The sequence below is a fragment of the Micromonospora sp. NPDC047762 genome, assembly GCF_043204655.1.
GTDB lineage: Bacteria > Actinomycetota > Actinomycetes > Mycobacteriales > Micromonosporaceae > Micromonospora.
Genome location: NZ_JBIDCQ010000011.1, coordinates 85008 through 110187, shown reverse-complemented (window position 1 = coordinate 110187; position 25180 = coordinate 85008). Strand labels below are relative to the sequence as shown.

General features: G+C 70.9%; 20 protein-coding genes. 8 read left to right on the top strand and 12 right to left on the bottom strand.

The features are described 5' to 3' along the window. Nucleotides 1-94: 94 nt before the first annotated feature. Nucleotides 95-1486: a right-handed parallel beta-helix repeat-containing protein gene (locus ACGF3C_RS28835; protein ID WP_393226812.1), complete on the top strand. Its 1392-nt coding sequence runs from the start codon at nucleotides 95-97 to the stop codon at nucleotides 1484-1486. Between the two features lie 41 nt (nucleotides 1487-1527). Then, nucleotides 1528-2625 carry a winged helix DNA-binding domain-containing protein gene (locus ACGF3C_RS28830; RefSeq protein ID WP_393226810.1) on the top strand — a complete coding sequence of 366 codons (1098 nt, stop codon included), beginning with the start codon at nucleotides 1528-1530 and terminating at the stop codon, nucleotides 2623-2625. 37 nt (nucleotides 2626-2662) lie between these two features. On the opposite strand, the gene ACGF3C_RS28825 is transcribed toward ACGF3C_RS28830, so the two are convergent. After that, nucleotides 2663-3685, bottom strand: a complete 1023-nt coding sequence (locus ACGF3C_RS28825; RefSeq protein ID WP_393226808.1) for a hypothetical protein — start codon at nucleotides 3683-3685, stop codon at nucleotides 2663-2665. 354 nt (nucleotides 3686-4039) lie between these two features. Here ACGF3C_RS28825 and ACGF3C_RS28820 point away from each other — a divergent pair, with 354 nt between their 5' ends. Continuing rightward, the gene (locus ACGF3C_RS28820; protein WP_357235641.1) at nucleotides 4040-4774 is read left to right on the top strand and encodes a cellulose binding domain-containing protein; all 735 of its coding nucleotides are present in this window, start codon (nucleotides 4040-4042) and stop codon (nucleotides 4772-4774) included. 56 nt (nucleotides 4775-4830) lie between these two features. Here ACGF3C_RS28820 and ACGF3C_RS28815 read toward each other — a convergent pair whose 3' ends face one another. The 4 genes from ACGF3C_RS28815 to ACGF3C_RS28800 form a co-directional block, all read right to left on the bottom strand. Further along, nucleotides 4831-5628: an SAM-dependent methyltransferase gene (locus ACGF3C_RS28815; RefSeq protein ID WP_355006181.1), complete on the bottom strand. Its 798-nt coding sequence runs from the start codon at nucleotides 5626-5628 to the stop codon at nucleotides 4831-4833. Between the two features lie 129 nt (nucleotides 5629-5757). Then, nucleotides 5758-6414, bottom strand: a complete 657-nt coding sequence (locus ACGF3C_RS28810; RefSeq protein WP_393226806.1) for a response regulator — start codon at nucleotides 6412-6414, stop codon at nucleotides 5758-5760. Beyond that, nucleotides 6411-7706, bottom strand: a complete 1296-nt coding sequence (locus tag ACGF3C_RS28805; protein ID WP_357228453.1) for a histidine kinase — start codon at nucleotides 7704-7706, stop codon at nucleotides 6411-6413. Before ACGF3C_RS28805 ends, ACGF3C_RS28810 begins: the two co-directional genes overlap by 4 nt. Before the next feature lie 42 nt (nucleotides 7707-7748). Continuing rightward, complete coding sequence (locus ACGF3C_RS28800; RefSeq protein WP_393226804.1) at nucleotides 7749-9776, bottom strand: serine hydrolase domain-containing protein; 2028 nt, start codon at nucleotides 9774-9776, stop codon at nucleotides 7749-7751. A gap of 300 nt (nucleotides 9777-10076) precedes the next feature. Between ACGF3C_RS28800 and ACGF3C_RS28795 the strand changes: the two genes are divergently transcribed. Next, a complete protein-coding gene (locus tag ACGF3C_RS28795) occupies nucleotides 10077-12158 on the top strand; it encodes a PQQ-dependent sugar dehydrogenase (RefSeq protein ID WP_393226802.1) in 2082 nt (693 codons plus the stop codon). Nucleotides 12159-12380: 222 nt separating this feature from the next. Here the strand turns inward: ACGF3C_RS28795 and ACGF3C_RS28790 are convergent, their stop codons facing one another. The 5 genes from ACGF3C_RS28790 to ACGF3C_RS28770 all read right to left on the bottom strand — a co-directional run bounded on the left by ACGF3C_RS28790 (nucleotide 12381) and on the right by ACGF3C_RS28770 (nucleotide 18910). Further along, nucleotides 12381-15176 carry a BTAD domain-containing putative transcriptional regulator gene (locus tag ACGF3C_RS28790; RefSeq protein WP_393226800.1) on the bottom strand — a complete coding sequence of 932 codons (2796 nt, stop codon included), beginning with the start codon at nucleotides 15174-15176 and terminating at the stop codon, nucleotides 12381-12383. 72 nt (nucleotides 15177-15248) lie between these two features. Beyond that, nucleotides 15249-17384, bottom strand: coding sequence for an RNA polymerase recycling motor ATPase HelR (gene helR / locus ACGF3C_RS28785; protein ID WP_393226798.1), 2136 nt, complete (start codon nucleotides 17382-17384; stop codon nucleotides 15249-15251). 154 nt (nucleotides 17385-17538) lie between these two features. Next, the gene (locus ACGF3C_RS28780; protein ID WP_357228436.1) at nucleotides 17539-17919 is read right to left on the bottom strand and encodes a YccF domain-containing protein; all 381 of its coding nucleotides are present in this window, start codon (nucleotides 17917-17919) and stop codon (nucleotides 17539-17541) included. 50 nt (nucleotides 17920-17969) lie between these two features. Beyond that, entirely contained in the window at nucleotides 17970-18584 is a 615-nt protein-coding gene (locus tag ACGF3C_RS28775) for an STAS domain-containing protein (RefSeq protein ID WP_393226796.1), read from the bottom strand. Further along, nucleotides 18581-18910 (bottom strand): STAS domain-containing protein, encoded by a 330-nt coding sequence (locus ACGF3C_RS28770; protein ID WP_357234266.1) that lies wholly within the window; start codon nucleotides 18908-18910, stop codon nucleotides 18581-18583. Before ACGF3C_RS28770 ends, ACGF3C_RS28775 begins: the two co-directional genes overlap by 4 nt. A 150-nt stretch (nucleotides 18911-19060) precedes the next feature. Between ACGF3C_RS28770 and ACGF3C_RS28765 the strand changes: the two genes are divergently transcribed. From ACGF3C_RS28765 to ACGF3C_RS28750, 4 genes are all read left to right on the top strand, one after another. Then, nucleotides 19061-19750 carry a response regulator transcription factor gene (locus tag ACGF3C_RS28765; protein ID WP_357234268.1) on the top strand — a complete coding sequence of 230 codons (690 nt, stop codon included), beginning with the start codon at nucleotides 19061-19063 and terminating at the stop codon, nucleotides 19748-19750. Continuing rightward, complete coding sequence (locus ACGF3C_RS28760) at nucleotides 19747-21102, top strand: HAMP domain-containing sensor histidine kinase (protein ID WP_357234270.1); 1356 nt, start codon at nucleotides 19747-19749, stop codon at nucleotides 21100-21102. Before ACGF3C_RS28765 ends, ACGF3C_RS28760 begins: the two co-directional genes overlap by 4 nt. Then, the gene (locus ACGF3C_RS28755; protein ID WP_357234273.1) at nucleotides 21099-21662 is read left to right on the top strand and encodes a GerMN domain-containing protein; all 564 of its coding nucleotides are present in this window, start codon (nucleotides 21099-21101) and stop codon (nucleotides 21660-21662) included. The genes ACGF3C_RS28760 and ACGF3C_RS28755 overlap by 4 nt, the downstream gene beginning before the upstream one ends. Before the next feature lie 107 nt (nucleotides 21663-21769). Continuing rightward, nucleotides 21770-22366 (top strand): hypothetical protein, encoded by a 597-nt coding sequence (locus ACGF3C_RS28750; RefSeq protein ID WP_393226793.1) that lies wholly within the window; start codon nucleotides 21770-21772, stop codon nucleotides 22364-22366. Between the two features lie 49 nt (nucleotides 22367-22415). Here ACGF3C_RS28750 and ACGF3C_RS28745 read toward each other — a convergent pair whose 3' ends face one another. Both ACGF3C_RS28745 and ACGF3C_RS28740 read right to left on the bottom strand, forming a co-directional pair. Continuing rightward, nucleotides 22416-24332, bottom strand: a complete 1917-nt coding sequence (locus ACGF3C_RS28745) for a glycerophosphodiester phosphodiesterase family protein (protein ID WP_393226791.1) — start codon at nucleotides 24330-24332, stop codon at nucleotides 22416-22418. A 101-nt stretch (nucleotides 24333-24433) separates the two neighbouring features. Further along, entirely contained in the window at nucleotides 24434-25138 is a 705-nt protein-coding gene (locus ACGF3C_RS28740; protein ID WP_393226789.1) for a cellulose binding domain-containing protein, read from the bottom strand. Nucleotides 25139-25180 lie beyond the last annotated feature (42 nt).

Sequence of the window (25180 nt, the reverse complement as noted above, 5' to 3'; positions counted from 1 at the left end):
GAATCCGCGTGCCCCCACTGGCCGAGGCGGGACGGATAGGGTGCGCGGCGTTGGTGATTGGGCACGTTTCACGGGAGGCGATCACATGACATCGATGGGACGACGCGCGGCTCTACGCGCTGGCCTGGCGGCTACGGCCCTGGCGGGTGGGGCTGCTCTGGCGGCCGAGCCGGCTGCGGCTGCGCTGCCTGCCTCTGACGACGGCTGGGTCTCGGTGCTGACGCATGGGGCGGTCGGCGACGGAGTCACCGACGACACCGCGGCGATCCAGGCGGCATTCAACGCCGCGCGGGCGGCCACACCGAACCTCGGTGTGCTGTTCCCGGCCGGCCGGACGTACCGCGTCAGCAACCGGGTGACACTCTCGGGGCTGACCGACACCGCGCTGCGGGGCCATGGGGCGACGTTGGCGCTGGTCGACCCCGCCCCGGTAACGGTGAAGGATCAGGTCCGCGGTGTGCTCCAGATCCAGGACTGCCACCGGCTGAAGGTGCTCGGGCTCAACCTCGTCGACGACACCGCCGCGTACTGGTACAGCGGCCTCATCATCACGGCGTCGACCGGCATCGTTGTCGACGGGGTGGTATCGCGCGGATTCCGCCACACCGGCATCAGCGTGTGGGACAACATCCCCGGCGCGTCCAACGACATCGTCATCACGAACTGCACCACCGAGGACGTCCGGTTCGGCATCGCCAGCAACGGCCACGACGTGCGGATCACCAACAACCACGTGGCGATGGACTGGTTGTCGTCGCAGGAAGCCGAGGACTGGGGCGGTGTCTGGCGCGCCGAGTCCAAGTACTACGACGGCATCAACGTCTGGTTCGGTGCCGACCGCACCGTCATCTCCGGTAACACCATCACCGAGTGTGGCCAGGCCGGCGTCTACACACAGCAGGTGACGAATCTGGTGGTCGCCGACAACACCGTGTCGGGCTGCCAACTGCGGGGCATCGAGGTCGACGGCAGCGCGCGTGGTTCCCTGCCCCGGTCAGGGCAGGCCGTCGGCGTTTCCATCACCGGCAATGTGGCGACGAACTGTGTCGGCCACATCAACGTCTTGGCCTCCCGGGACGTCACGGTGGTCGGTAACCGGGTGGAGAATCCGAACGCGAGCCGGGCCGTGAGCTGCGTCGCCGTTCACCAGGGCTCCACAAAGACTGTCGTGGTGGCTAACCACCTGCGTCAGGCGCACCCGTCGCACCCCGCCGTCTTCGTGGACACTGCCTCGGTCGACGTCACACTGGCATGGAACGCGGTGGAGGCGGCTGTCCCCTACCAGACACCGGCGGACACGGTGATCATCCGGCGAAGTGGCGCGGGGCAGATCCGTACCGAGGGCAAACTCATCGCCGTCGGCGGGATCGGAGTCGGCAACAGCGTCGCCGCCACCACGCCGGGTGCGGTGGTCCGCAAGATCGAGGTGTTCTCCGCAAGCGGCCAGAGTCTGGGCTGGGTGCCGGTTTACAACTCGATCACCTGATGCCGTGGACCGACGTGACGGTGCGCGACCGAAGGGACCTGATGACCATTCTCGACACCCGGGCGCTCAACCGTGCGACGCTCGCCCGGCAGCTGCTGCTCGACCGCGCCGACCTGCCGGCGCTCGACGCCGTCGCCCACCTCGGCGGCCTGCAGGCCCAGGAGCCGCAGGAGCCGTTCGTCGGGCTGTGGTCGAGGCTGCGCGCGTTCGACCCGGCCGTGCTCTCGAACCTGCTGACCCAGCGACACGTGGTGCGTACCCACCTCATGCGCCGCACCGTCCACCTGCTCGTCGCCGACGACGTCGTGGCCTGGCGCACCCGTCACGACGCCATGCTGCGCCAACGCGTGCTCGGGGTCTACCGCGGCGAGCTCGACGGGGTGGACCTCGACGAACTCGCCGCTGCCGCGCTTGCCGTGGTTGCCGACGGTGAGCCCCGCTCGATGCCCGACATCGGGCGGGCGCTCAGCGAGCGGTGGCCGACGCCGGGGCTGCGCGTGCTGGGCGAGATCGCTGTCGCGCTGCTACCGATGACGCAGGTCCCGCCGCGAGGGGTGTGGCGGGCGAAGGGAGGCGCGCGTCACGTCCTGCTCTCCGCCTGGCTCGGCCGGGAGATCGACGCGCCGGCCGCGACCGGGGTCGATGAGGTCGGTCGGCTGCTCGTGCGCCGTTACCTGGCCGCGTTCGGCCCGGCGGCCACGGCCGACCTGCGCGCCTGGTGTGGTCTCGCCGGGCTGCCGGCAGTGGTGACCGCCATGCGGGACGAGTTGGTGACCTTTCGCGACGAGCGTGGCCGGAAGCTCATCGACCTTCCCGACGCGCCGCGCCCCGACCCGGACACACCCGCCCCGGTGCGGTTCCTGCCGGCGTTCGACAACGCGATCCTCGGCTACGACGACCGCAGCCGGATCATCGACGACGCGCACCGTAACCTCTCGGTGGCCGGTGAGCGCGTGGTGCTCGTCGACGGCCGGGTCGCGGCGACCTGGACCGTCGATTCGGGGACGGTCGTCGTGAGACCGCTCGGCGGCCTCTCCCGGACGGAGCGGGATGCCGTGGCCGAGCAGGGGCAGGCGTTGGCTTCCTTCCTCTCCGACCAGGAGAGCGATCGGGTGCGGGTCGATCCGTCTCCCCGGTGACGGACCAGGACGGTCCGACCCCGGGGAGACGACAGCGTCAGTCGACGATCGGCGGAGCCGTCCTCGCGGCCTCGGCGAGCGCTGCCGCCGCGCCGGCGTACGGGTTGTAGCTGTAGGTGCGTGCCAGGCCGCTCGGCACCGTGAAGTACGCGGCCGCCAGCTTCGCCGGGTCGCTGGCGATTTCGCCACGCGCGGGGGCGTCGTTGCCGTCGTCCCAGCCCCAGGGCGCGTTGGCCGAGTTGGTCGAACAACTCCAGGTGCCGACGCCGCAGTCGCCGGACGTGTCACCGGCGAACGTGCCGAGGCCGGCGAAGAGGCTCGCGTTGGACCGCTGCGCCCACAGCCCACCGGTGGCGAAGATGTCGATCAGCTGATACCGCACGTCGCGGTCGTTGCCGCTGCTCGGCGTCTCGGCGACGGTCGACGGGTAGTAGACCAGGCCGTCGCCGTTGATGTCGTACTGCGGGTGCGCCTTGAGGCCGTGGCCCTGCGCCTCCTGTGCCGTCACCGGGTGCTGGAACGTGTCGTGCGGTGACGCCTGGAATCGCAGGGTGCCGTCGATGCTCTCCCCGCCGCTGGTCCAGGTGCTGCCGGTCGGCGTGTAGGAGAAGAAGTCACTGTGCGCGACGGTGACAGCCGAACGGAGAACGCCGTACGTGGAGCCGTCGCGTTCGATCGCGAACAGCGCGCCCTCGCCGTCGTTCTCGTGCTCGGTCTCGAAGAACGGGTGGTCGGTCCAGTCGCGGGGGTGGAAGAAGAAGTACGTGATGTACCAGTGGGTGCTCGTCTCCACGACGGAGTAGTACACGTGCGCGGCGAGTGCGGCGCCTGCCTGGCCGGTCCGGTCCCAGTTGTCGCGTCCGTCCAGGTCGCCGTCGAAATCGACCCGGGTGACGTAGTCCGACTGCCCGCTGAGGGCGTGGCTGCCGGTGGCGTCGACGTCCTGGTAGTGGATGGGCGCCCAGCGGAGGGCCAGTTCCGCCCGGCTGACGGCGGCATCGGCGGGGCTGGGCGCGGCCAGCGCGACGGCCGCCAGCATCACCGCGATCAGTACCCTCACTCCCCGGGGTCGCCGGGTCGTGCTGCTTGCGTCGAGCATGGTGTGCTCCCGTGTCCGAATGAATAGACCGTGATCGATCATTCTCGGGGTGAGCGCCCGGCGGATGTCCCTTCGGCGACGAGAAAGCGGACGATGCTCGACGGCTTCGGGATCGCCTTGTATCGATGACTGTCGACTGCCATGCTGTGGTTCGGTCGTGCTCGGGGAGCCAGCGCGCACCAGATCTCCTCCGGTCCACGGGGCGCGCGAGGTGACCATGTCACCCGTGCCGGGCAGCCTCGTCGACGACCGGAAACCCGAGCGCGCACCGGCCACCACCTCGGTCATCGGTGCCCGCTGACCACGGAGGTTCCGATGCTTCGCATGTTCCTCGCTGTCACCACCATGGCGCTGGCCGCCTGGACCGGGACGACCAGCGGCACCGACGCGACGCCCGCCCCCACGCTGTCGGCCACGCCGTCGCCGTCGCCGACCATCGCCTGCCCGCCGGCCCTGCCGATCACCGCGAGCGTCGCCGGGGTCACCACCACCAGCGTGACCATCTCGTACTCGATCTTCTTCCGGCCGCCCTGCGGCTACGACCCGCCGATGACCGTCAGCCTCTTCGCCAGCCGCGAGGACGCCCAACAGTGGCGGACGCCGGTGGCCGAGGCCGTTTCCGGGCCGGAGCGCACCGGCACGGTGACCATCGGGGGTCTGACGCCCGACACGGAGTACTGGTACCGGTTCAGCGACCCTGACGGCAAGCGCGACCCGTACATGATCGGGCCGGCGCGGACCGCCCCGCTGGCCTCGTGCCGGGCGACGGCCACGATCGACGCCCGCTGGGGCAACGGTTTCGTCGCCACGGTCACGGTCCGCAACACCGGGACGCAACCCTTGGACCGCTGGCGCGTCTCCTGGCGGTGGTCCGGTGACGAGCGGGTCCAGACCGTCTGGGGTGGGGTGGTCGAGACCACCGACGCCGACGTGTCGGTCCGCAACGCGTCCTACAACGGGACGCTGGTGCTGGACGGGGCGACGACGTTCGGGATGCTCGTGACGGCCGGTGCGGTTCCCGACGGGCTGACCATGAGCTGCGCCCGGTGAACGACGTCCGCCCCGCTTCCGGCGCGACGGCGGGAGCGGGGCGGACGTCGTGTCGGTCAGGGCTTGCGGGCCACGGCCCCGTAGGCGTCGATCCCGACCGCGTCAGCGTCGTCCGGTCGCCACAGGGGGATCGGCACCAGGCCGGGCTCCACCTTGGTCAACCCGGCGAAGCAGGTGTCGAGCTCCTCCGGGCTGCGCAGGATGTACGGCACTCCACCGCTCTGTGCCAGCCGTTCGGCACCGGCGACCACGGCGGGGCTGGTGTCGGTGCCGTCCCAGAGCACGAGGTAGCTGCCGGACGGCATCGCGGCCATCGTCCGCTCGACGATCGACCGCACCTCGGCAAGGTCCGGCTCGTAGCCCATCACGCCCATGTACATCACGGCGATGGGCTGACTGAAGTCGAGCGTCTGCGCCGCCTCGGCGAGGATCTTCTCCGGGTCGTGGTAGTCGGCCGGAACGTAGGTGGTGACACCCTCCGACGTCGTGCTGGCCAGCAACGCCCGCGCGTGCACCAGCACCATCGGGTCGTTGTCCACGTAGACGATGCGGGAGTCGGGCGCGATGCCCTGGGCGACCGCGTGCGTGTTCTGCATGCTGGGTAGACCGGTGCCGATGTCCAGGAACTGCCGGATGCCCGCTTCGGCCGCGAGGTAACGCACCGCCCGCACCAGGAAGACACGGGACTGCTGTGCCATGAGGACGATCTCCGGGTAGACCTCGGCGACAGCGTCGCCGGCCGCCCGGTCGGACTGGAAGTTGTCCTTGCCGCCCATCCAGTAGTTCCAGATCCGTGCCGCGTGCGGCACGTCGGGCTGAAGCTTCGCGGCGAGTTCGGGGTCCGGGCCGGCCATGCCAGGCTCCTATCGAGGGGTCGTCAGCTGGAGGTCACCACAGCGGTACGACCCGGATCGTACTCCGACAATGTCCACTCTCGACTGCGGGTCGACCCGCCGCCGCCGGGCAGCGGACCAGGGGCGCTGTCACCGGTGGACCACCCCGTTCTGGTACGCCCACACGACGGTCTGTAGCCGGTCCCGTACGCCGATCTTGGTCATGGCGCGCCCGAGGTGCGACTTGACGGTGCTGGTCTCGATGAAGAGCCGCTCGGCGATCTCGACGTTCGACAGGCCCTGCGCGAGCAACTCCACGATCTCGGTCTCCCGCGCGGTCAACTGGTGCGCCGCCGCCGCGTCCGAGCGGGGAGCGGGTGTACGCCTGGCGAACTCGGAGATCACCCGATGGGTGACGGCCTGGTCGACGAGCCCGTACCCGCTCGCCAGGCGACGGATCGCCTCGATCAGCTCGTCGGGCTCACAGTCCTTGAGGATGAACCCGCTGGCGCCGGACTCCAACGCGCCGAAGACGTACTCGTCGAGGTCGAAGGTCGTCACGACCAGCACCGCCGGTGGCGTTCCGCTCGCCTCGGCGACGATCTGCCGGGTCGCGGTGAGCCCGTCGCCGTGCGGCATCCGGACGTCCATGCAGATGACGTCAGGTTGCAGCCGGCGGGCCAGCTCCACGGCGGTGGACCCGTTCGACGCCTCGGCCACGACCTCTATCTCGCCGGCCTGCTCCAGGATGACGCGAAAGCCGGCGCGGACCACTGCCTGGTCATCCACGAGCATTACTCTGATCATGCCGGGGCCTCTTCCTTCGGACGCGATGTGGCAGGACCGTTCGTCGGGAGGGTCGCGGCGACCGACCAGCCACCGGCCGCCGTCGGGCCGGCGGTGAACGTCGCCCCGATCAGCTGGGCCCGCTCGCGCATGCCCACCAGGCCGACGCCACCGGTGCGTGCCGCCGGTACGCGTCGCGGCGCGGCAGGTTCGTTCACCACCTCCAGCGACACCGAGCGGGGCTCGAAGCGGAGCACCACCCGCGCCGCAGCGCCCGGGGCGTGCTGGCGTGCGTTGCTGAGCGACTCCTGCGCGATCCGGTAGAGCGCGACGTCGGCGATCGGCGGCACCTCGCGCTGCTCGCCCTCCCGGACGAACTCCACCGGGCCGGCGAGGTTGCCCGCGGTGCGGACGAGGTCGTCGAGCATGCCCAGCCCCGGCACCGGAGCAGCACCGTCGCCGCCCTCGTGCCCCGGTCTGCCGCGCAGCACACCGACGACCAGCCGCAGGTTGTCCAGGGTCTCCTTGCCCTGGCTACGGATCCAGGCCACACCGGCCTTCGCGGCCGCCGGGTCCCGGTCGATCAGCCGCTCGACCGCCGCCGCCTGCACGACCATGCCGGAGAGGTGGTGCGCGGCCACGTCGTGCAACTCCCGGGCCATCCGGGAACGCTCCGCGCCGATCGCCGCCTGGACCTTCGTGTGCTGCTCCCGGATCGCCTCGTCCGCCCGCACCCGGACCAACTCCACGTAGCGTCGGTAGGTGGCCACGTAGCCGCCGACGAAGGTCGCGCCGGCGTAGGTGAGGGCGCTCGCCGAGACGTACGCGATGGCCGTCAGCAGATCCGGGGTCACCACGACGGCCGCCCCGATCGACTCCACCACCACGACCGCGCCGACGGCCAGCAGCGCACGGCGAACCGGCAGCAACGACCCGACCGTGTACGCCGCGACGAACGGTGCGAGGCCCCGGATGGTCGCCTCCGGCAGGGAGAAGCCGATGATGGGCAGTTGAAGGCCGACGACGAGCGCGAGGCAGAGCAGTGGCCGGACCCGACGCAGGCACAGCAGCATCGCCTGCGCGCAGCAGATGGCGACGAGCAGCCAGGCCCGCGCCGGGTCGAACGACACCCCATCTTCCGGTGCCACGAACCAGAACAGCGCGGTGAGCAGTACGAACGTCAGGACGGTCAGCGCCGCGGCCAGCAGGCAGTCCCGGTGGAACACGCCGTTCACCCCGAGCCGGGTGAGCCGTCCGTCGAGCCACTTCGTCAGTCGCGGTGTGCCGGGTTCGGTGTCGACGTGGTCCCTCATGGGGTGCGCATCCTTGCTCCGGATCGTCCCGGGTCGGGCGGGTCAGTAGGAGATGCTAGGCGCGAGCAGGTGGAACTCCACGGCGAACCAGCCCGCTCCGGCGAGAGCGAACAGGATCAGGCCGCTGCCGGTGATCCGCCGCCAGCCGACGTGGCGTCGCACGTCGTCGACGAGCCGGACGGCGGCGGGCAGCACTCCGAGCAGGCCGAGCAGTTGCAGCACCTGGATGGTGCGCAGGGCGGGCCCGGGCACGTCCTGGAGGCTCATGATGCTGCCGATGGTCAGCACCCAACCGGCGAACGCGAGCAGCGTGCCGGCGACGGCGAGGCGGCTCAGGATCCGCGCGGTGCGCCCCGTCCGTTCCCGGGGAGCGCGCCCGAGCCGACGGCGGACGATCGCCCCGACCGGCCAGGACAGCACGGCGAGCAGCAGCACGACGGTGGACAGGGCCAGCACCGGGACGGCCACGGCGGAGGCGCGGGCCGGCTCGACGGGCAGCAACGCGAACGCGGAGTCGAAACTGATCGCCTCGACCCGGTCGTCGGTCGCCCGCATGGCGATCGTGCGCTGCCCGTCGACCTCGCGCCAGACCCAGGGCGCCACCTCCTCGTAGAGGGCGGGAGAGTTCGACAGCGGGCCCGGGTCCAGCAGCAACCGGTCGCCGTCGGCAACGCTGACAGTGGTCCGACCGACCAGGCCGATCGCCGTCAGGAAGTTGCTCCCGATCGCTCGCGAGGACTCGTAGGTGCCGGCGGCCAGCGCGGCGTGCTCGGCGGTGGTCGCCGGGTCCACGCCGACGGTCTGCTGGTCGTCGCGGGCGGGGAAGTAGCGGTCGGCGAAGCCGTTCACTACCGAATCGCGAAGCTCGTGGCTGTCGAGGGCGCCGGAGCCGTTGCTGTTGAGGGACAGGAAGATCCCGGCGCGGTCGTCGGGGTAAATCTGCAGGTGCGAGTGGAAGTACTTGGTGTCGCCGCCGTGGCCGAGGATCCGGTGGCCGTTGCGGTTCTCGGTGAAGAATCCGAGGGTCATCCGGGGCCCGTCGGCCAGCGTGCCCAACGACGTCGCGTCGAGTGCCGGCCGCTGCATCAGCTCACGGGTCGGTTGGTCCAGCAGGGGCGCGAAGCCCACCGGCTCGCCGAGCTGGGCGAGCATGAATCGCGCCATGTCCGTCGCCGGGGCGCTCAGCGCACCGGGCGGGGGCGTGCCGACGATCTCGAACGGCACGGCAGGCCCGGCGGAGGTGTCGTACCCGTTGGACATCCGGTCGCGCAGCGCCGCCGGGAGGGGCTGCTCGAAGGTCGACGACGGCATGCCCGCGCGGTCCAGGACGTTGCGTTGGACGTACTCCTCGAAGCGCGTTGCGCTGACGCGTTCGACGATGTAGCCGGCGAGCGCGTTGCTGTAGTTGGAGTACGCGGGGACGGTGCCGGGCTGGTAGATCTGCTCCGGTGGGTCGGTCATCAGGGCCTTGCGCAGGTTGAGGTCGCTGCCGTCGGTGCCGATGAGGCCGGCGATCCGCTCCTCGAAGCCGGCGGTGTGCGTCAGCAGGTGCCGCAGGGTGACGGCCCGCTCGTGGCGGAGAGGCAGTTCGAAGTCGAGGTACGTCCTGACGTCGGTGTCGAGGTCGAGCTTTCCGTCCTGCACGAGTTGCAGCACCGCGGTGGCGGTGACGAGCTTCGACACCGATCCCATCCGGAACAGATGGCGGTCCGGGTCGACCGGTACGCCGGCGTTCCCGCCGGACCCGGTGTCGGCGTACCCGTACCCCCGGGTTGTAAGGATCTTGCCGTCGTTCACGACGGCGACGGTGGCTCCCGCGATGCCGCTACGGTCGAGGGCGGCCGGCAGCAGGCCGTCGAGCCAGGCGTTGACGTCGGTGTCGGTCAGGGCGGAACCCGCCCCGCTCGCGGCGGCCGGTGCCGCTGGAGCGTCGATGGGCGGTGCGGGGTCGTGCTGCGCCGCGCCGCAGCCAGCGGCGCTGACAGCGATGACGACAGTGGTCAGGAGCACCGCGCCGAGTCGGACGACCGGTCGGGGTGCAGCGGGGGCGAGAAGGGAAAGAGAGCGCATCGTCTGCCAGTGCCTTTCCTGGCGAACGGGTGTCCGGAGCAGGTCCGTACGGCGTCACCCGATGCCTTGGAACAAGCCTGTTCGAGTGACCGCCCCGAGCCATCTGGCGCGAGACGGCAATGCGCTTACGACCTGAGGAGGAGGACGGGTGCACCGATGGTGGGCAGGTATGCCCCCGATCGAGGGACATCGTTTGACTTGTGCGACGAATGCATCTTTGATGGTCGATGTGCTTGTTCGGCGTGGTCGGGCGCATCGTCGTCTGGGTGGGCCGGTCGATGCCCTGAGCCTGGAGGACTGATGCGAGTCGTCGCACTGAGCAACCCACGACGCCCACGACGACGGCTGTTGCCGGTGGCGATGGCGGCGGTGACGCTGCTGAGCCTGGCCGTCGGTGTGCCGGCGTCCGCCGCGGCGCCGTCGACAGTCGTGGGCGTGGCCAGCGGTCGTTGCCTGGACGTGGTCGGCAACGTCAGGACCGCCGGTGCCGGCATCAACATCTACGACTGCAATGGCCAGGCCAATCAGGCGTGGACCTTCACCTCAAGTGGTGAGCTGCGGGTCTACGACGACACGATGTGCCTGGACGTGGTCGGTCAGGACACCACCGCGCCGGCCGCCCTGCAGATCAACAACTGCACCGGTGGGGCGAACCAACGCTGGCGGACCACCACCTTGGGGACGATCGTCGGCGTCCAGTCCGGCCTGTGCCTGGACGTGAACGGCGCCGGCACCGCCAACAGCACCACAGTCGGTCTCTGGACCTGCAACGGGCAGTCCAACCAACGGTGGACGACGTCCTTCGGCAGCGCCGACAGCCAGCCGCCGACGGCGCCGGGCAGCCCACGGGTCAGCGGCCTGACCTGCAACTCGGTGACGTTCGCGTGGAACGCCTCGACGGACAACGTCGCGGTGGCCTTCTACGACATCTACCACGACGGCCAGTTGATGACGTCGGTGAGCGGTACGACGCTCTCCACCAACCTGACCGTGGTGGCCGGGGCGACCTGGGGTCTGTACGTCAACGCCCGCGACGCCGCCGGCAACGTCTCGCAGGCGAGCGCCACCGTCTCGATCACACCGCCGCCCTGCCAGGGCGACAGTCAGCCGCCCACCGCGCCGCAACAGCTCACCGGCACCGCGTCGGGCACCACCGTGACGCTGCGCTGGACCGCGTCGACCGACAACATCGGTGTGCGGGCGTACGACATCTACCGGGCCGGCACGAAGGTGGGCACTGTCACCGGCGCGCCGCCGGCGACCACGTTCACCGACAGCGGCCTGACGGCGAACACCTCCTACCAGTACTACGTGGTGGCTCGGGACGCTCAGGACAACGCCTCGTCGCGCAGTGCCACGGTGACGGTGACCACCGGTGCGGCGTGCGCCAACCCGGTGTGCGGGGTGCGGCAGGTCACCACCGACACCGACATCCCGTGGGGTCTGGTGACGTTGCCCGACGGCAGCGTGCTCTACAACCGCCGCGACGCGCACGACATCATCCAGCTCAACCCGAGCACCGGGGCCAAGACCAACCTCGGCACGGTGCCGAACGTGCAGAGCACCGACGGTGAGGGTGGCCTGTTGGGGCTCGCCATCTCGGCCAGCTACGCCAGCGACCGTTGGCTCTACATCATGCACACCTCGCCGAGCGACAACCGCATCGTCCGGATCAGGCTGGAGAACGGGCGACTCAACACCGCCAGCGAGCAGGTCCTGCTCAGCGGCATCCGGCGTAACAAGTACCACGACGGCGGTCGCCTGCGGTTCGGCCCGGACGGCAAGCTGTACGCCAGCACCGGCGACGCCCAGAACGGCAACTACGCCCAGGACCGGTCCAGCCTCGAAGGCAAGATTCTGCGACTCAACCCGGACGGCACCGTCCCCTCGGACAACCCGTTCGGCAACTACGTGTGGAGCTACGGCCACCGCAACCCGCAGGGGCTGGCGTTCGACTCGCAGGGCCGGCTGTGGGAGCAGGAGTTCGGTAACTCGGTGATGGACGAGACCAACCTGATCACCAAGGGTGGAAACTACGGCTGGCCGGCCTGTGAGGGCACCAGCGGCACCTGCGGTACGGCCGGGTTCATCGCGCCGGCGCGCACGTACCCGACTGCCGAAGGGTCCTGTTCGGGCATCACGATCGTCCGCGACGCGCTCTACGTGGCCTGCGCCCGAGGCGCTCGGATGTACCGCGCGGTGATCAGCGGCAGCAGCCTGACGAACGTGCAGACGTACTTCAGTGGCACCTACGGCCGGCTGCGGACGGTGGAGCCGGCTCCGGACGGCGGGCTGTGGCTGACCACCACCAACGTCGGTGACAAGGACAGCACCCCGAACAACAGCAACGAGAGAATCCTGCACGTCACGCTCGGCAACTGATCCGATGTCTCCGCAGGGCCACCCCCGTGCTGGCCCTGCGGAGAAATTTCGTGCTCGCCTGGGCTCGGTTCACCAGTACGGATCGGAGATCGCGGCGATGCTGCCGCCTGAGCATGGACCCTCCCTCTGGGTCCGTCCGGTCCGTCGATCCGCGCCGGCTCTACCGAGAGACTGACGCGGCGGACTGACCAAACCCTTACCAGGGCAGGGCAGCCCGGTGGCTCAGGCCGGATCGGTCGGTGCGTGACGGCCCGCCCTCGCGAGGGCGGCGGCGGGGTACTCCGCATCCGCAGTGCCGATGTCGGTCATCAACCCGAGGGACTCCTGCCAGCAGGCGACCGCCTCCTCGGTAGACCCGAGGCCGTCGAGACCCACGCCGAGCCAGTAGAGCCCGCGAGCCGTGCTGAGATGATCGCCGAGGTGTCGCAGCGCCATTGCCGCTCGGGCGTGCCGAACCGTGGCCTCGTACCGTGCGAGGTTTGCGTTCTGGTGCGCGAGGTGCACCTCAAGCGGGGCGATCTGCTGCCGGATATCGTGCTCGACGGCGATCCGCAGCGCCTCTTCGAGGAGGGACAGCGACTCCTGCGCCCGACCCTGCTCGGTATAGAGCCATCCGAGATTGCTCAGGCAGACACACAGGATGAAGACGTCGTCCAACTGCCGGGCACCGGCCAGGGCCTGGCGCAGATGTCTCTCGGATGCGTCCCAGTCGCCCTTCTGCCCGTAGGCGTTGCCGATGTTCATCCGGCTGACGACCTCGTCGCGGGGGGAACTCTGCTCCAGGTTGACCTGCGCGGCAACTTCCATCCACCTGATGGCCTGGTCGAAGTTCCGCCCCAGCGCGTAGGCGACACCCAGCCCGTTCGCCATCAGTCGCTCACCGTCCGGCCGGTCGTCGAGGCGCGCCGCGACCATTCCCAGCTCGTGAGTCTCCCGCAGCGTCGTCAAAGCGTGAGTTCGCACCAGGAAGCTGTACTGGCAGTCGGCGAGCTGCCAGGTTTCTCGCGCCAGTCCGAGGCTGTCGCAGATCCTGACCAACGCCAACAGATTGGCGGCCTCCGCCTGGAACCAGGCGCTGGCATCACCCATCGAGTCGAAGGTGGGCGCCTGCGCGAGGGGATGCGCGATGCGCATGGCGACGGACGTCCGGAGGCGCTGGAACATGCTCTGAGCGGCCACACCCTGCTGGACGTACGCATCGGCGAGCCGCCCCACGGCCAGGAGGCGATCCTGATCGGTGTCTTCCTGCTCGGCCCGCTCGGCGCCGTAGAGCCGGAGCAGGTCGTGCATCTGGTAGCGGCCCGTGCCGTCGTCGTCGAGAAGGTGCCGACCCACCAACTCGTCGATGTGCTCCTGGATCTGACTCTCGACCTGGCCCGCGAGGACTGCCACTGCCGCGGCCGGCAGCGCCGTGTCCGGCACGAGGCCCAACAGCCGGAAAACGCGCGCCGGGGCGGCCGGCAGTGCGCGATAGGACACCGCGAAGACGCCGCGTACCGCGCTGTCACCCTCGACGACCAGCCCGGAGAGCCGCTCTCGGGCGTTGGCCAGCTCCAACAGCAGATCCGGGACGGTCTGGCGTTCGTCCACAACGATCCGTGCGGCGGCGACGCGCAAGGCCAGTGGCAGGTTTCCGCAGAGCGCTGCCAGCCGGAAAACCTCGTCCCGGCTGGCTGCCGCACGATCCGCGCCGATCATCGTCGCGACGAGCCGGTACGCCTCGTCGTCGGACAGCAGACCCAGCCGTAGACTCTGCGCCCCCTCGTGCGCCACCAGCCCGTCGAGACGGTTACGGCTGGTGATGACCGTCAGGCAGCGCGCCGACGCCGGGAGCAGCGGTCTCACCTGCTCGGAGGAGATGGCGTTGTCGAGCAGGACCAGCACCCGCCGGTCCGCGAGCGTCGACCGGTACAGAGCCGCTGCCTCGTCGACGTCGAGGGGTATCCGCTCCGGTGGCACGCTCAGCGCCCGCAACAGCTGGCCGAGTGCGTCGATCGGGCGGGTCGGCGAATCGGTTCCGTGGCCGCGGAGGTTGACGAACACCTGGCCGTCTGGATAACGCGACGCCACCCGATGCGCCCAGTGCACCGCCAACGCCGTTTTTCCGAGCCCGCCGATTCCGCCGATCGTGCAGATCGGGGCGACCCCGGAGGGATCCCCACCGTCGCCGACGGCACTGTCGAGGATCACGAGATCCGCCTCGCGGCCGATGAAACCCGGGATGTCGCGCGGCAGGTGTCGCGGTGCTGCGGACATGCTGTCGGTGCCGCTGGGCGTCGGGAACGCGAGATCCGGATCGCCGGTGAGGATCCGTTGGTGCAGGCGCTGAAGATCCTGGCCGGGCTCGACACCGAACTCCTCGACGAGCGTCCGGCGCGCGTCGCGGTAGACCTCCAGGGCTTCGGTTCGCCGGCCGGCCCGACTCAGCGCCAGCATGAACAGCTCAATCCCATGTTCCCTGGTCGGAAACTCCCGCACCAGGTCGGCCAGCAGCCCCACCACCCGGACATGCTCACCGGCCGCCAGTTCGGCCTCCACCCGCCGCTCGAAGGCAGCCAACCGCCGCTCCTCAAGACCACGCCCGAGTCGCCGACGTAGCGCCTCGTCGGCGACGCCGGCCAGCAGCGGACCGCGCCACAGATCGAGGGCCGCCGCCAGGGCCTGCGCGCGAACCGCCGGGTCGGCGATCGTGCGCGTCCGGTCCACCTCCGCCGTGAACCGGTGCAGGTCGACTGTCGCGGGGTCCACGTCGATCAGGTAACCCGCGCCGCGCGTGACGATGCGAGCCCCGTACGGAGCGAGCCTGCGCCGCAGCCGGGCCACGTAGGTGTACAGGGTCGCGCGGCGATCGGCCGCGTCGACGTCACTCCAGAGCAACTCGATCAAGCGTTCCGTCAGCAGCACCCGGCCGGGCTCCAGCAGCAGCAACCCGAGCAGACAGCGCTCCTGCCGTCGACCCAACTCGACCGGGGTGCCCCGGTGGCTGGCCGCGACATCCCCGAGCACCTGGAACTCCACAGGGCGCAGCGTATCGGCTGTCGATGTCCTCAAACGACAGTCAGGTGTGCCGCGCCAGGGCCTGCAACGCCCTCAGTAGCTGGTCAGGAGCACGAGTTGCTGGGTGGCCCGGGTCATCGCGACATAGCGGTCGACCGCCCCCGGGACGCCGCTGCCGAACGCTTGCGGGTCGACGAGGACGACCAGGTCGAATTCGAGGCCCTTGGCCTGCTCCGGGCTCAGTGACCGGACCCGGGACGTCGGCGCGAAGGTCGGGTCGCCGATCACGCAGGCGATTCCTTCGGCGTGGTCGGCGAGCCAGGTGTCGAGGATCGGCAGCAGGTCGGCGGCCGGACCGCGGACGACGGGGAGCCCGTTGCCGCGTATGGAGGTGGGCACGTTGGCGTCGGGGAGCACGCCCCGGATGACCGGTTCGGCCTCCGCCATGACCTCCGCCGGCGTCCGGTAGTTGATGGTCAACGAGGCCACTGTGACCCGGTCGAGCCCGACCCGCTTGAGGCGTTCCTGCCACGACTCGGTGAACCCGTGCCGGGCCTGGGCGCGGTCTCCCACAATGGTGAAGCTGCGCGACGGGCAGCGGGCCAGCAGCATCTGCCACTGGGCGTCGGTCAGCTCCTGTGCCTCGTCGACGACGATGTGTGCGAACGGTCCGGCCAGCAGGTCCGGGTCGGCGTCCGGCAGCGCGGAGTCGTCGACCAGGACGTCGCGCAGGTCGGGTTGGCGCAGCATCGCCAGCAGACCCTCGCCGTCGTCGTAGGTGTCGGCCGCGAGCAGCTCGTCGACGACCCGGGCCATGTGTTCGCGTTCCACGGCGGCGGCCGGGTCGCGCCGCCGGGTGCGCCCCGCCCTCTCCGCGTCGCCGAGCCGCTGCCGGGCCGCGTCAAGCAGCGGCAGGTCGGACACGGTCCAGGCCCGGGGCTCGTCGCGTTGCAGCTTGCGGACCTCCTCCGGGCTGAGCCACGGCGCGCACCTGCGCAGGTACGCGGGCACCGACCACAGGTCACCCAAGAGATCGGCCGCGTCGAGCAACGGCCAGGCACGGTTGACGGTCGCCCGCAGCTCCCGGTTGCGCAGCAGCGAGTCGCGGAGCACTGCGTCCGGCTCCTCGCTGTCGTACCGGTCGATGAGGATGGTCAGCAACTCCTCCCAGATGTCCTCGCGCGCCTCGTTGTGCGGGGTGCCCGGACCCGGCGCCTGGAACGCGTCGGCCCAGTCGTCGGCGCTCAGGCGGACGTCGGAGTCGCCGACCGTGATCGTCATCGGGGCGACCGGTGGGTCCTCGTGGAACCGGACGGCTGCGTCGATCGCCCGGACCAGCTCGGCCGAGGACTTCAGCCGGGCCACGTCCGGGTCGGCGTCGACGGTAGCCGTGGCCCCCTCTGCGACGAGGTCGCGCAGGGTGCAGGTCTGCACGTCCTCCTCTCCGAGGCTGGGCAGGACGTCGGCGACGTAGGCCAGGTAGGGCTGGTGCGGCCCCACGAAGAGCACTCCACCCCGGCGTTGACCGAGGCGCGGGTCGGAGTAGAGCAGGTACGCGGTGCGGTGCAGGGCGACGACGGTCTTGCCGGTGCCCGGACCGCCGTCGACCACGAGGGCGCCGGCCGAGCCCGCCCTGATGATGGCGTCCTGGTCGGCCTGGATCGTGCTGAGCACGTCGCGCATCCGGGCCGACCGGGCGCCGCCCAGACTGGCGATGAACGCGGACTGGTCGTCGAGCGCGACGGCGTGCCCCACGAACCCGTCCGGGGTGAACACCTCGTCCCAGTAGTCGCTGATCCGGCCGCGGGTCCAGCGGTACCGGCGGCGGCTCGCCAGGCCCATCGGGTTGGCGTGGGTCGCGCCGAAGAACGGCTCGGCGGCGGGTGAGCGCCAGTCGAGCAGCAACCGCCGCCCGGTGCTGTCGGTGAGGCCGCGACGTCCGACGTACACCGGCTCGGGGTTGTCCGCCCCGACGACGTGGCCGAGGCACAGGTCCAGCCCGTAGCGGCTCAGCGAGCGTAGGCGGGCGGTCAGCCGGCGGACCTCCTCGTCCCGGTCGACGGCCTGCCGGCCCTTGCCGCCGGGCGCCCGGCGGGCGGTGTCCAGACGGTCGGACAGCTCGGCGTTCAGCTGCGCGAGGCCCTGCGCCATGGCCGCGAAGTGCCGCTCGTCCTGGGCGATGAGCGCCGGGTCGGCCTTGGGGGCGAGGTGATCGGGAAGGTCGAACACGGAGGTAGGCAAGGAATCCAATTCATGACTTCCATTTCGGCAGAATCTGGCCTCGGCCGACGATTCTGCGTCATAAACGGGGTCTTGCCGCAAGCCCCCCAGTGCGCTATAAGTTAGAAGTGGCGGGAGACCAGAGGTCTCCCGTTTTCCGTGTTCAGGGCGCGTCGACGACCTCACGGCCGAGCGGCCAGAACGCCGCCGGTACGAGCTTGAAGTTGGCGATGCCGAACGGTATCCCGATGATCGTCACGCAGAGGGCGATGCCCGCGAGGATGTGCGAGAGCGCGAGCCACCAGCCGGCCAGCACCACCCAGAGGATGTTCGCCAGGCCGGAGCCGACGCCCACGCCCGGCTTGGGCACCAGGGTGCGGCCGAAGGGCCACAGCGAGTAGACCGCGAGGCGCAGCGAGGCGACGCCGAACGGGATGGTGATGACCAGGACGAAGCAGATCAGCGCGGCGATGCCGTAGCCGACCGCCAGCACGAGGCCACCGCCGAAGACGAGCCACAGCACATTCAGTACGAAACGAATCATTACTCCAGCATGAAACATGCTCGCCACCCGGTCGCCTCGCCCCCGTTCCCTCAACGGGGGACGGCCACCGCGTGCCCCTCGGGGAGCGGCCTCCCGCCACCGTCGGAGAGCTCGGCGAGGGCGTGGTCGCGGCTGTCGAAGATCGGGAAGGCCCCGTCCAGACGCATTGTGTGCAGGACGGTGCGGATGAATCGCGACGGCGCGGCGAGGCAGAGCGTGACACCCCGTTCCCGGGCGTCACGGTGGGCGCGCACGAGCAGACCGAGGCCGGTCGAGTCGATGATGTGCACCCGGCTCAGGTCGACCACGACATGCCCGCCCACCTCGGCCACGTGCCGCAGCGCCGTGCGCAGGTTGTCGCCGGTGTCGAGGTCGATGTCACCAGTGGCGGCGATGACTGTCGTGCCGTCGAGGTGGTCGATGCCGAGGATGCCACCGGGGCCATGCTCGTCGCACGACGCGTGGCCACCTGTCGAGGCGGGCAGGAGGCTGCAGTGCGGGCAGCGGTGCGGCCCGGTGGCGAAGGGGGAGCCGCTCCAGCCGTGTTCGGCCACCAGGGTCCAGACGACCTCGGCGTCGGGGAGCACGCACGCGGTGCCGCGGATGGTCTCGCCGCAGGTGTCGCAGATCAGGGTCATCAGATACTCGTCCGGGACGACGGTCATGCTGCTGGTCCTTTCTCATTGACGATCGGGAGCACCTGATCCAGGCGGGTGATCTGCAGGATGCGCCGGACCCGGGGGTTCGGATCGCGGACGGTGAGGGCCGCGTCGGCGCGAGTCAGCCGCCGGTGCACGTCGAGCAGCAGGCCGATGGCGGCGGCGTCGAGGTGCTGGCAGTCGGACAGGTCGAGCACGACCTGTGCGGGGCGCAGCGCCAGCAGTCGGTCGAACACCGCGCCGACCTCCGGCAGACAGGCCAGATCGAGTTCGGTGACGCGAACCTCGACCAGCGGCAGCGTGTACCTCGCGGGCAGCACCGGCGTCGCCATTGCCGTACCCCTCTCCGTCGACCTTGCCTCCTGCCCACCGTGCTGGGCGGGGTTGGCGGTCACTGCAAGGCTCTGTGACAGTTGTGTGACAAAACCGCCGTCCGGCGGGCACGGTTGGCCGCCCGGCGGTCGGCCGAGGATGATTCCGGGATGACGGCCGTACTGGTGATCGAGGACGACGACCGCATCCGGCTCGCGCTGCTGCTCGCACTTGAGGACGAGGGCTACGACGCTCTCGGCGCGGCCACGGCCGAGGAGGGCCTGCGTGCTCAGCGCCACCACCCGGCCGACTACGTGCTCGTCGACCTGATGCTGCCCGGCCTCGACGGCTTCGAGTGCATCCGACAGTTGCGCCGAGACGACGACGTGCCGATCGTGGTGGTCAGCGCCCGTGACGGCACCGACGACATCGTGGCCGCCCTCGAAGCCGGCGCCGACGACTACGTGGTCAAACCCGTGGCCATCCGGGAGCTGACCGCCCGCCTGCGGGCTCTGCGCCGCCGTGCCCGGCCGGTGGTCACGACCTCGACGCCGGAGCCCGTGCCGGCGGTCGCCTTCGGGGAGTTGGAGATCAGCCCGGAGGCGGGGGAGGTGCGCCGTGCCGGCCAGCAGGTCACTGTCACCCGCACCGAGTTCCGGCTGCTCTGTGAGCTGGCCGAGCACGCTGGTCGGGTGCTGTCACGTCAGCAGTTGCTGCAACGGGTCTGGGGGTACGACAGCGGCGACGAGCGGCTCGTCGACGTGCACGTCGGTCGGCTGCGGCAGAAGATCGAGCTGGACCCGGCGAACCCCCGGCACCTGGTCACCCTGCGGGGCCTTGGCTACAAGTTGCAACGATGAGACGCCTCGGACTGCGTACCCGGGTGACCGCCGCGTTCGCCGTCGGCGCGCTCCTGCTCTCGGCGTCGATGGCCCTGATCTCCTACGAGTTGACCCGCCGGTCCCTGCTCGACGACCGCGAACGCATCGCCCTGCGGGCCGCCTACTTCGACGCCGCCGTGGTGCATGCCGGCCTCGACACCGACACCCCGGACGTGGTGGAGGTGCTCCGGTCGTTGGACACCGGCGGAAGCCGTCGACCGGTGCTGCACCTCAACGGCGAGTGGTACGCGAGGGCAGCCGATCCCGGCACCACGGCCGCCATCCCCGACGAGCTGCTCCGGGTCGTCTCGGCCGGGGAGCCGGCCGTGCAGCGTGTCCGCGTCGACGGGCAACCGGCCCTGGTGGTCGGTGTGCCGTTGTCCGCGTCCGCGACGTACTTCGAGGTCAATTCGCTGCGCGAGCTGGAGCAGACCTTCCGGGTGCTGGCCCTCGCGCTGACCAGCGTCGCGGTGCTGGTCGCCGGATCCGGGGCCGCCCTCGCCTGGTACGCCACCCGACACGGGCTGCGGCCGCTGACAGCGGTCGCCGACGCGGCCGAGAAGATCGCCGCCGGTGACTTCACCGCCCGGCTCGACCCGGCCACCGACCCTGATCTCACCCGACTCTCCTCGTCGTTCAACCAGATGGTCGACCGCCTCGCCCTGCGCATCGAACGGGACCGCCGGTTCGCCGCCGACGTCAGCCACGAACTGCGGTCCCCGTTGCAGACCCTCGCCGCGGCGGCCAGCGTCCTGGCCCGCCGTCGGGAACACCAGGACGAACGGACCGCCACCGCCGCCGGGCTCGTCGCCGACGAGATCGATCGTTTCCAACGGCTCGTCAATGACCTGATCGACCTGGCCCGCAGCGACCAGCCGGCCCACCGTGCCCCGGTGGACGTGGTGGAGCTGTCCCGGGAGACCTGCGACGCGTACGACCTGCCGGGCACCCTCGTCAGCCTGGCACCGGACGTGCCCACGACGTGGCAGGTCGAGCGGAGGCGGGTCGCCCAGATCCTGGCGAACCTGCTCGACAACGCCGCCACCTACGGCGGTGGCCCGGTGGCTGTTCGCCTGGACCGGGACGGGGACAGCGGCGTCATCGAGGTCGACGATGACGGTCCGGGCGTTCCCGTGGAGGACCGGGAGGCGATCTTCGACCGGTTCGTCCGGGGGCGAGCCGCCCACACCCGTGGCGCCGGCGACGGCACCGGCCTGGGGCTGGCGCTGGTAGCGCAGCACGCCGCCGCGCACGCGGGGCAGGTGACGGTCGCCGACCGTCCGGGCGGGGGCGCCTGTTTCCGGGTCACCCTGCCGGGGAGCCTGTCGTGAGGCCCCGCCGTCTCGTCCCGTTGGCCCTCGTTGTGCTGCTGACCGCATGTGGCATCCCCACCGACGACACCCCACGCGCGGTGCCGGCCCCGCGAGGGCCGCTGAGCAGCGCCGCTCCCGCCGACACCACCGCACCGGCCGGCAGCGCCGCCGAGACGCTCTGCCTGGTCCGGAACAACCGCATCGTCCCCGTGGTCCGGCGCGTAGACAGGGCACCCAGCATCGCGGACCAGTTGCGGCACCTGCTCGCCGGGCCCAGCGGGGCCGAACGGGACAGCGATCTGACCAGTGCGCTGCCGGGGGCGGTCAACGCCGCCCTCGCGACAGTTACCGGGACGCAGGCCGTCGTCGCTGTGGACGAACCCGCCGAGGTGGGCGGTCGCAGCGACGAGGTCCTCGCCTTCGGGCAGATCGTCTGCACTCTCACCAGCCGCGAGGACGTCTCCACAGTGGCCTTCCTGCGCGACGGCAGGGCTTTGGGCGTGCCCCGGGCCGACGGCTCCCTGTCGAGCATGCCGCTCACCCGCGGCGACTACGCCCCTCTCATCAGCGAACGCTGAACGCCAGGTTCGGGGTTGCTCGGTGGAAGACCTGAGACGAATGCCAGGGCGACCCGAGGGAAGCTCCCGGAGGTCGGCAGGCACCGGGCGGTCACATGCTGACTGGCATGAAACGCGCTGCGCTCTACGTGATCGCCGGCCCGGTCGGCATCGTGGCCTACGGCCTGGTCCGGCTGTGGGGAAAGTCAGACGGGGTGTACGGCCCCGGGCTCGACTGGCAGGCCGCCCACCTGGCCGCCCTTGCCGGCATGGTGTGCTTCGTCCCGGGTGTGCTCGCGCTGTCCCGCCTGCTGCCCCGCAGTCCGTGGCGCACCGGGGTGGTGGCCGGCACGTTCGTCGGCCTCGCCGCGACGATGGTGCAGTTCGGCGCGGACATCGTCGAGGGGCTGCTGGCCGAGGACCGGGCGGAGATGTCGAGGCTCGGCGCGGAATTCAAGGACATCCCCGGCGTGGAGGTGGCCTTCTACGACGTCGTACCCCAGTTCTTCTTCCTCGGCCTGCTCGTGCTCACGGGCATGCTCGCCGCCCGACGGCGGCTGCCGTGGTGGAGCGTGCCGCTGCTCCTCGTCGGCATCGTCCTGCCGGCGGTCACTCTCGACCTGCTTCCCATCGGCGGCCTGTGCATGGCGCTGGCGTTGGCCCCGGCGCTGCCGCTGGTACGGCAGCGGGGCGAGCGTGCCGGGTCACCGATCGGCATCCGCTGAGGACCGGGGTGGCGCTGGCCCCGTCGGACCAGCGCCACCCTCCGAGTCGCTACTTGAGGGCGAGGGTACGGGCGTCGGCGGCGATGACGCTGGCGAGCTCAGCCGGCACCAGCTTGCCGGCCTGCCGGTCGGCGTAGGTGGCCAGCTCGGCGTACTGGGCGTGAGCCAGTTTGATGGTCATCGCCGTGACGGCGGCCGGGTCCGCGCCGGAGGTGAGGATCAGGTAGCCGAGGCCAGCCTGGCTCACCGTCACGGTGAAGGTGCTGGTCGCCGTGGCGGTGCCCTCGGGCCCGGTCGCCTCGGTGGTGATGGTGTGCCGGCCGGCGGTCAGCTTGGCCAGGTCGAGCTTGCGCCCGGCGGCCGACTTCTTACCGTCCAGCGTCACGGTGACGGTGTCGGCGTTGGTCGCGGCAACCGCGATCACCGGTGACTGCGCCCGGTCCAGCCGAGCCCCGTCGGTCGGCGAGGTGATCTGCACGGTCGGGTCGGCGGGGGCCCGCTGGACGAACGCCGAGTTCCAGCCGACCAGCTCCGCCGCGCGGTTGGTGATGATCGCGTCGGTGCCGATCCGCTCAAGCCGCTGCCACAGGCCGGCGGAGTCCATCGTCCACGCCATCACGGCGACCCCGGCTGCGTGCAGCGGGGCGACGACCTCGGGCTTGGCCAACAGCGCGTTGCCGTCCGGGTTGTACGCGGTCAGGTGCAGCTCCTTCGCGATCGCCACCGGGTCGGCGTCCAGGGTGCTGCGGAGCAGGCCGAGCGGCAGCTCGGGGGCGATCTCGTAGGTGTACTTCAGAGCGTCGACCTCGAAGCTCTGGATGAAGACCCGGCCCGTCATCTGCTCGTCCCGGATCACCTGGATGATCGTGGCGACCTCGTCGCGGGTGTGCTTGCCCTTGATCTCCACGAGCAGGTTGCCACCCCGCGTCCGCAGGTCGGCGAGCTGCTCCGCGAGGGTGGGCACACGCTCGCCGACGTACTGCGGGCCGAACCAGGAGCCGGCGTCGAGCGCCTTGATCTGCGCGGCGGTCAGGTCCCGGATGTTGCCGGTGCCGTCGGTGGTCCGGTCGACGGTGCCGTCGTGCAGGATGAACGGGACGCCGTCCCTGCTCGGCTGGACGTCGTTCTCGATCCAGTCGGCGCCGCCCCTACGGGCGATCTCCTGGGCGACGAGGGTGTTCTCCGGCGCGGCGGCGGACGCGCCCCGGTGGGCGATCACGGTGAACGGGCTGCCCTCGGGGCGGAGGTAGCCGTTCGGCGCCAGCTCGGTGACGGTGACGTCGTCGTACGACACGGTCGCGCCGTTGACGAAGAGCCCCTGGACGCCGTCGGCGGAACGCTGGAGGCTGCTGGTCCGCATCGCCTCCCGCCCGTCGAAGATCCAACGGGCCTGGTTGCCGTGCACCTCGACGGCGACACGCACGTCCCGGCCGGTGCCGGCGGCGGACGGGGCGGAGGCGGTGTTCGTCACGACCCAGGCGTTGGCAGCGGTCCGCTGGGCGAATTCGAGCCCGTTGGCGGCGGTGGTGCCGCTGCGCATGGTGGCGATCCACCAGGGGGTCGCGCCGCTGGCGGGGACGTCGATGCCGAGCGAGGCCCAGCGGGTGGCGGCCGAGACCGACTCGAAGCGCATGGTCGCCTCGAGGCGGAAGTCGTTAAGGTGCCGACCGAAGGTGATCTTGTTGTTCTCGCTGGAGCTGGCGGAGGTTCCGTACAGTCGGCCGTTCTCGACCTTCCAGGTGCCGTCGACCGCGTGCCAACCGGCGGGCAGCGATCCGGCCGAGAAGTTCTCCGAGACGACGACGCTGCCCGGCTCGGCGGTGGCGGGCGACGAGGTGGCGACGGCGACCGCGACGGCAGCGCCGGTGACGGCGAGAGCGGCGACGGCGGCGGCGGCCCGGGTACCCAGGGCGCCGAGGCGTGACCCGGCGCGGCGAGGCGACGGTGATGCGGGTGGGACAGTCATGGTCGCGACGGTACGAAGCACGCCCGAACTGATGATCAATCAAGCATGGCTGCCGTCGGAACGCCGGGTGTACCGTGCTCGATCCGGGCGAACCGGACTGGTCAGTTCGGCAGGCCGGAGCAGGCGACCCCGTCGATCGTGCACGCCCTCGGGGCGGCACCGGTCAAGGATCCATTCACCCGGAACGTCACCCGGACCGAGGCGCTGCCGGGCACCTGACCGGTGTTCGGGTCCGGCACGAACGTCCACACCGCACCGTCCCGGCTGGCCTGTGCCCCCTCGACCCCGCTGACCCCCAGCGACTCCCGGGGCAGGGTGACGACCAGCGTCCACCCCGGCGCCGGGACCGGGCCCGGATTGCTGATCGTCACTGTCGCGCCGTAGCTGAGCAGGGCGTTGTCAGTGATGGCGAAGTCCGCGCCCAGGGCCGCCGGGGTGGGCTCGGCGGTGGCGCCGGTCGGCGTGGGCCGGGTCGACGACGCGACGGCCGGTGGGACCGACGAGGCCGAGGCGGACGGGGGCGCGGCCACCGCCGGGCTGGTGAGCGCCGGTCGCGCCTGCGCGCGGGGAGTGGCGGACGGCGACGCGCCCACCTGCTCGCTCGACGGCGGCGGGTCGAGGGTCACCGGCGTCAGCTGCTCCGGCGTACGCAGCACCCCGACGACGGACACGGCCGTCGCGATCAGCACCCCGAGCGCCGCGACGACAGCCACCCAGGTGGCCCGCGAGACGTCCTCCCGACCGGTGAGCACCCGCCGTGCGGCCGTGACGAGGGCCACGACCCGATCCAGCAGGATGATCGCCACGGTACGGCGTGGTTGGGGTGGTGTTGCCGGCACTGCCAGTCT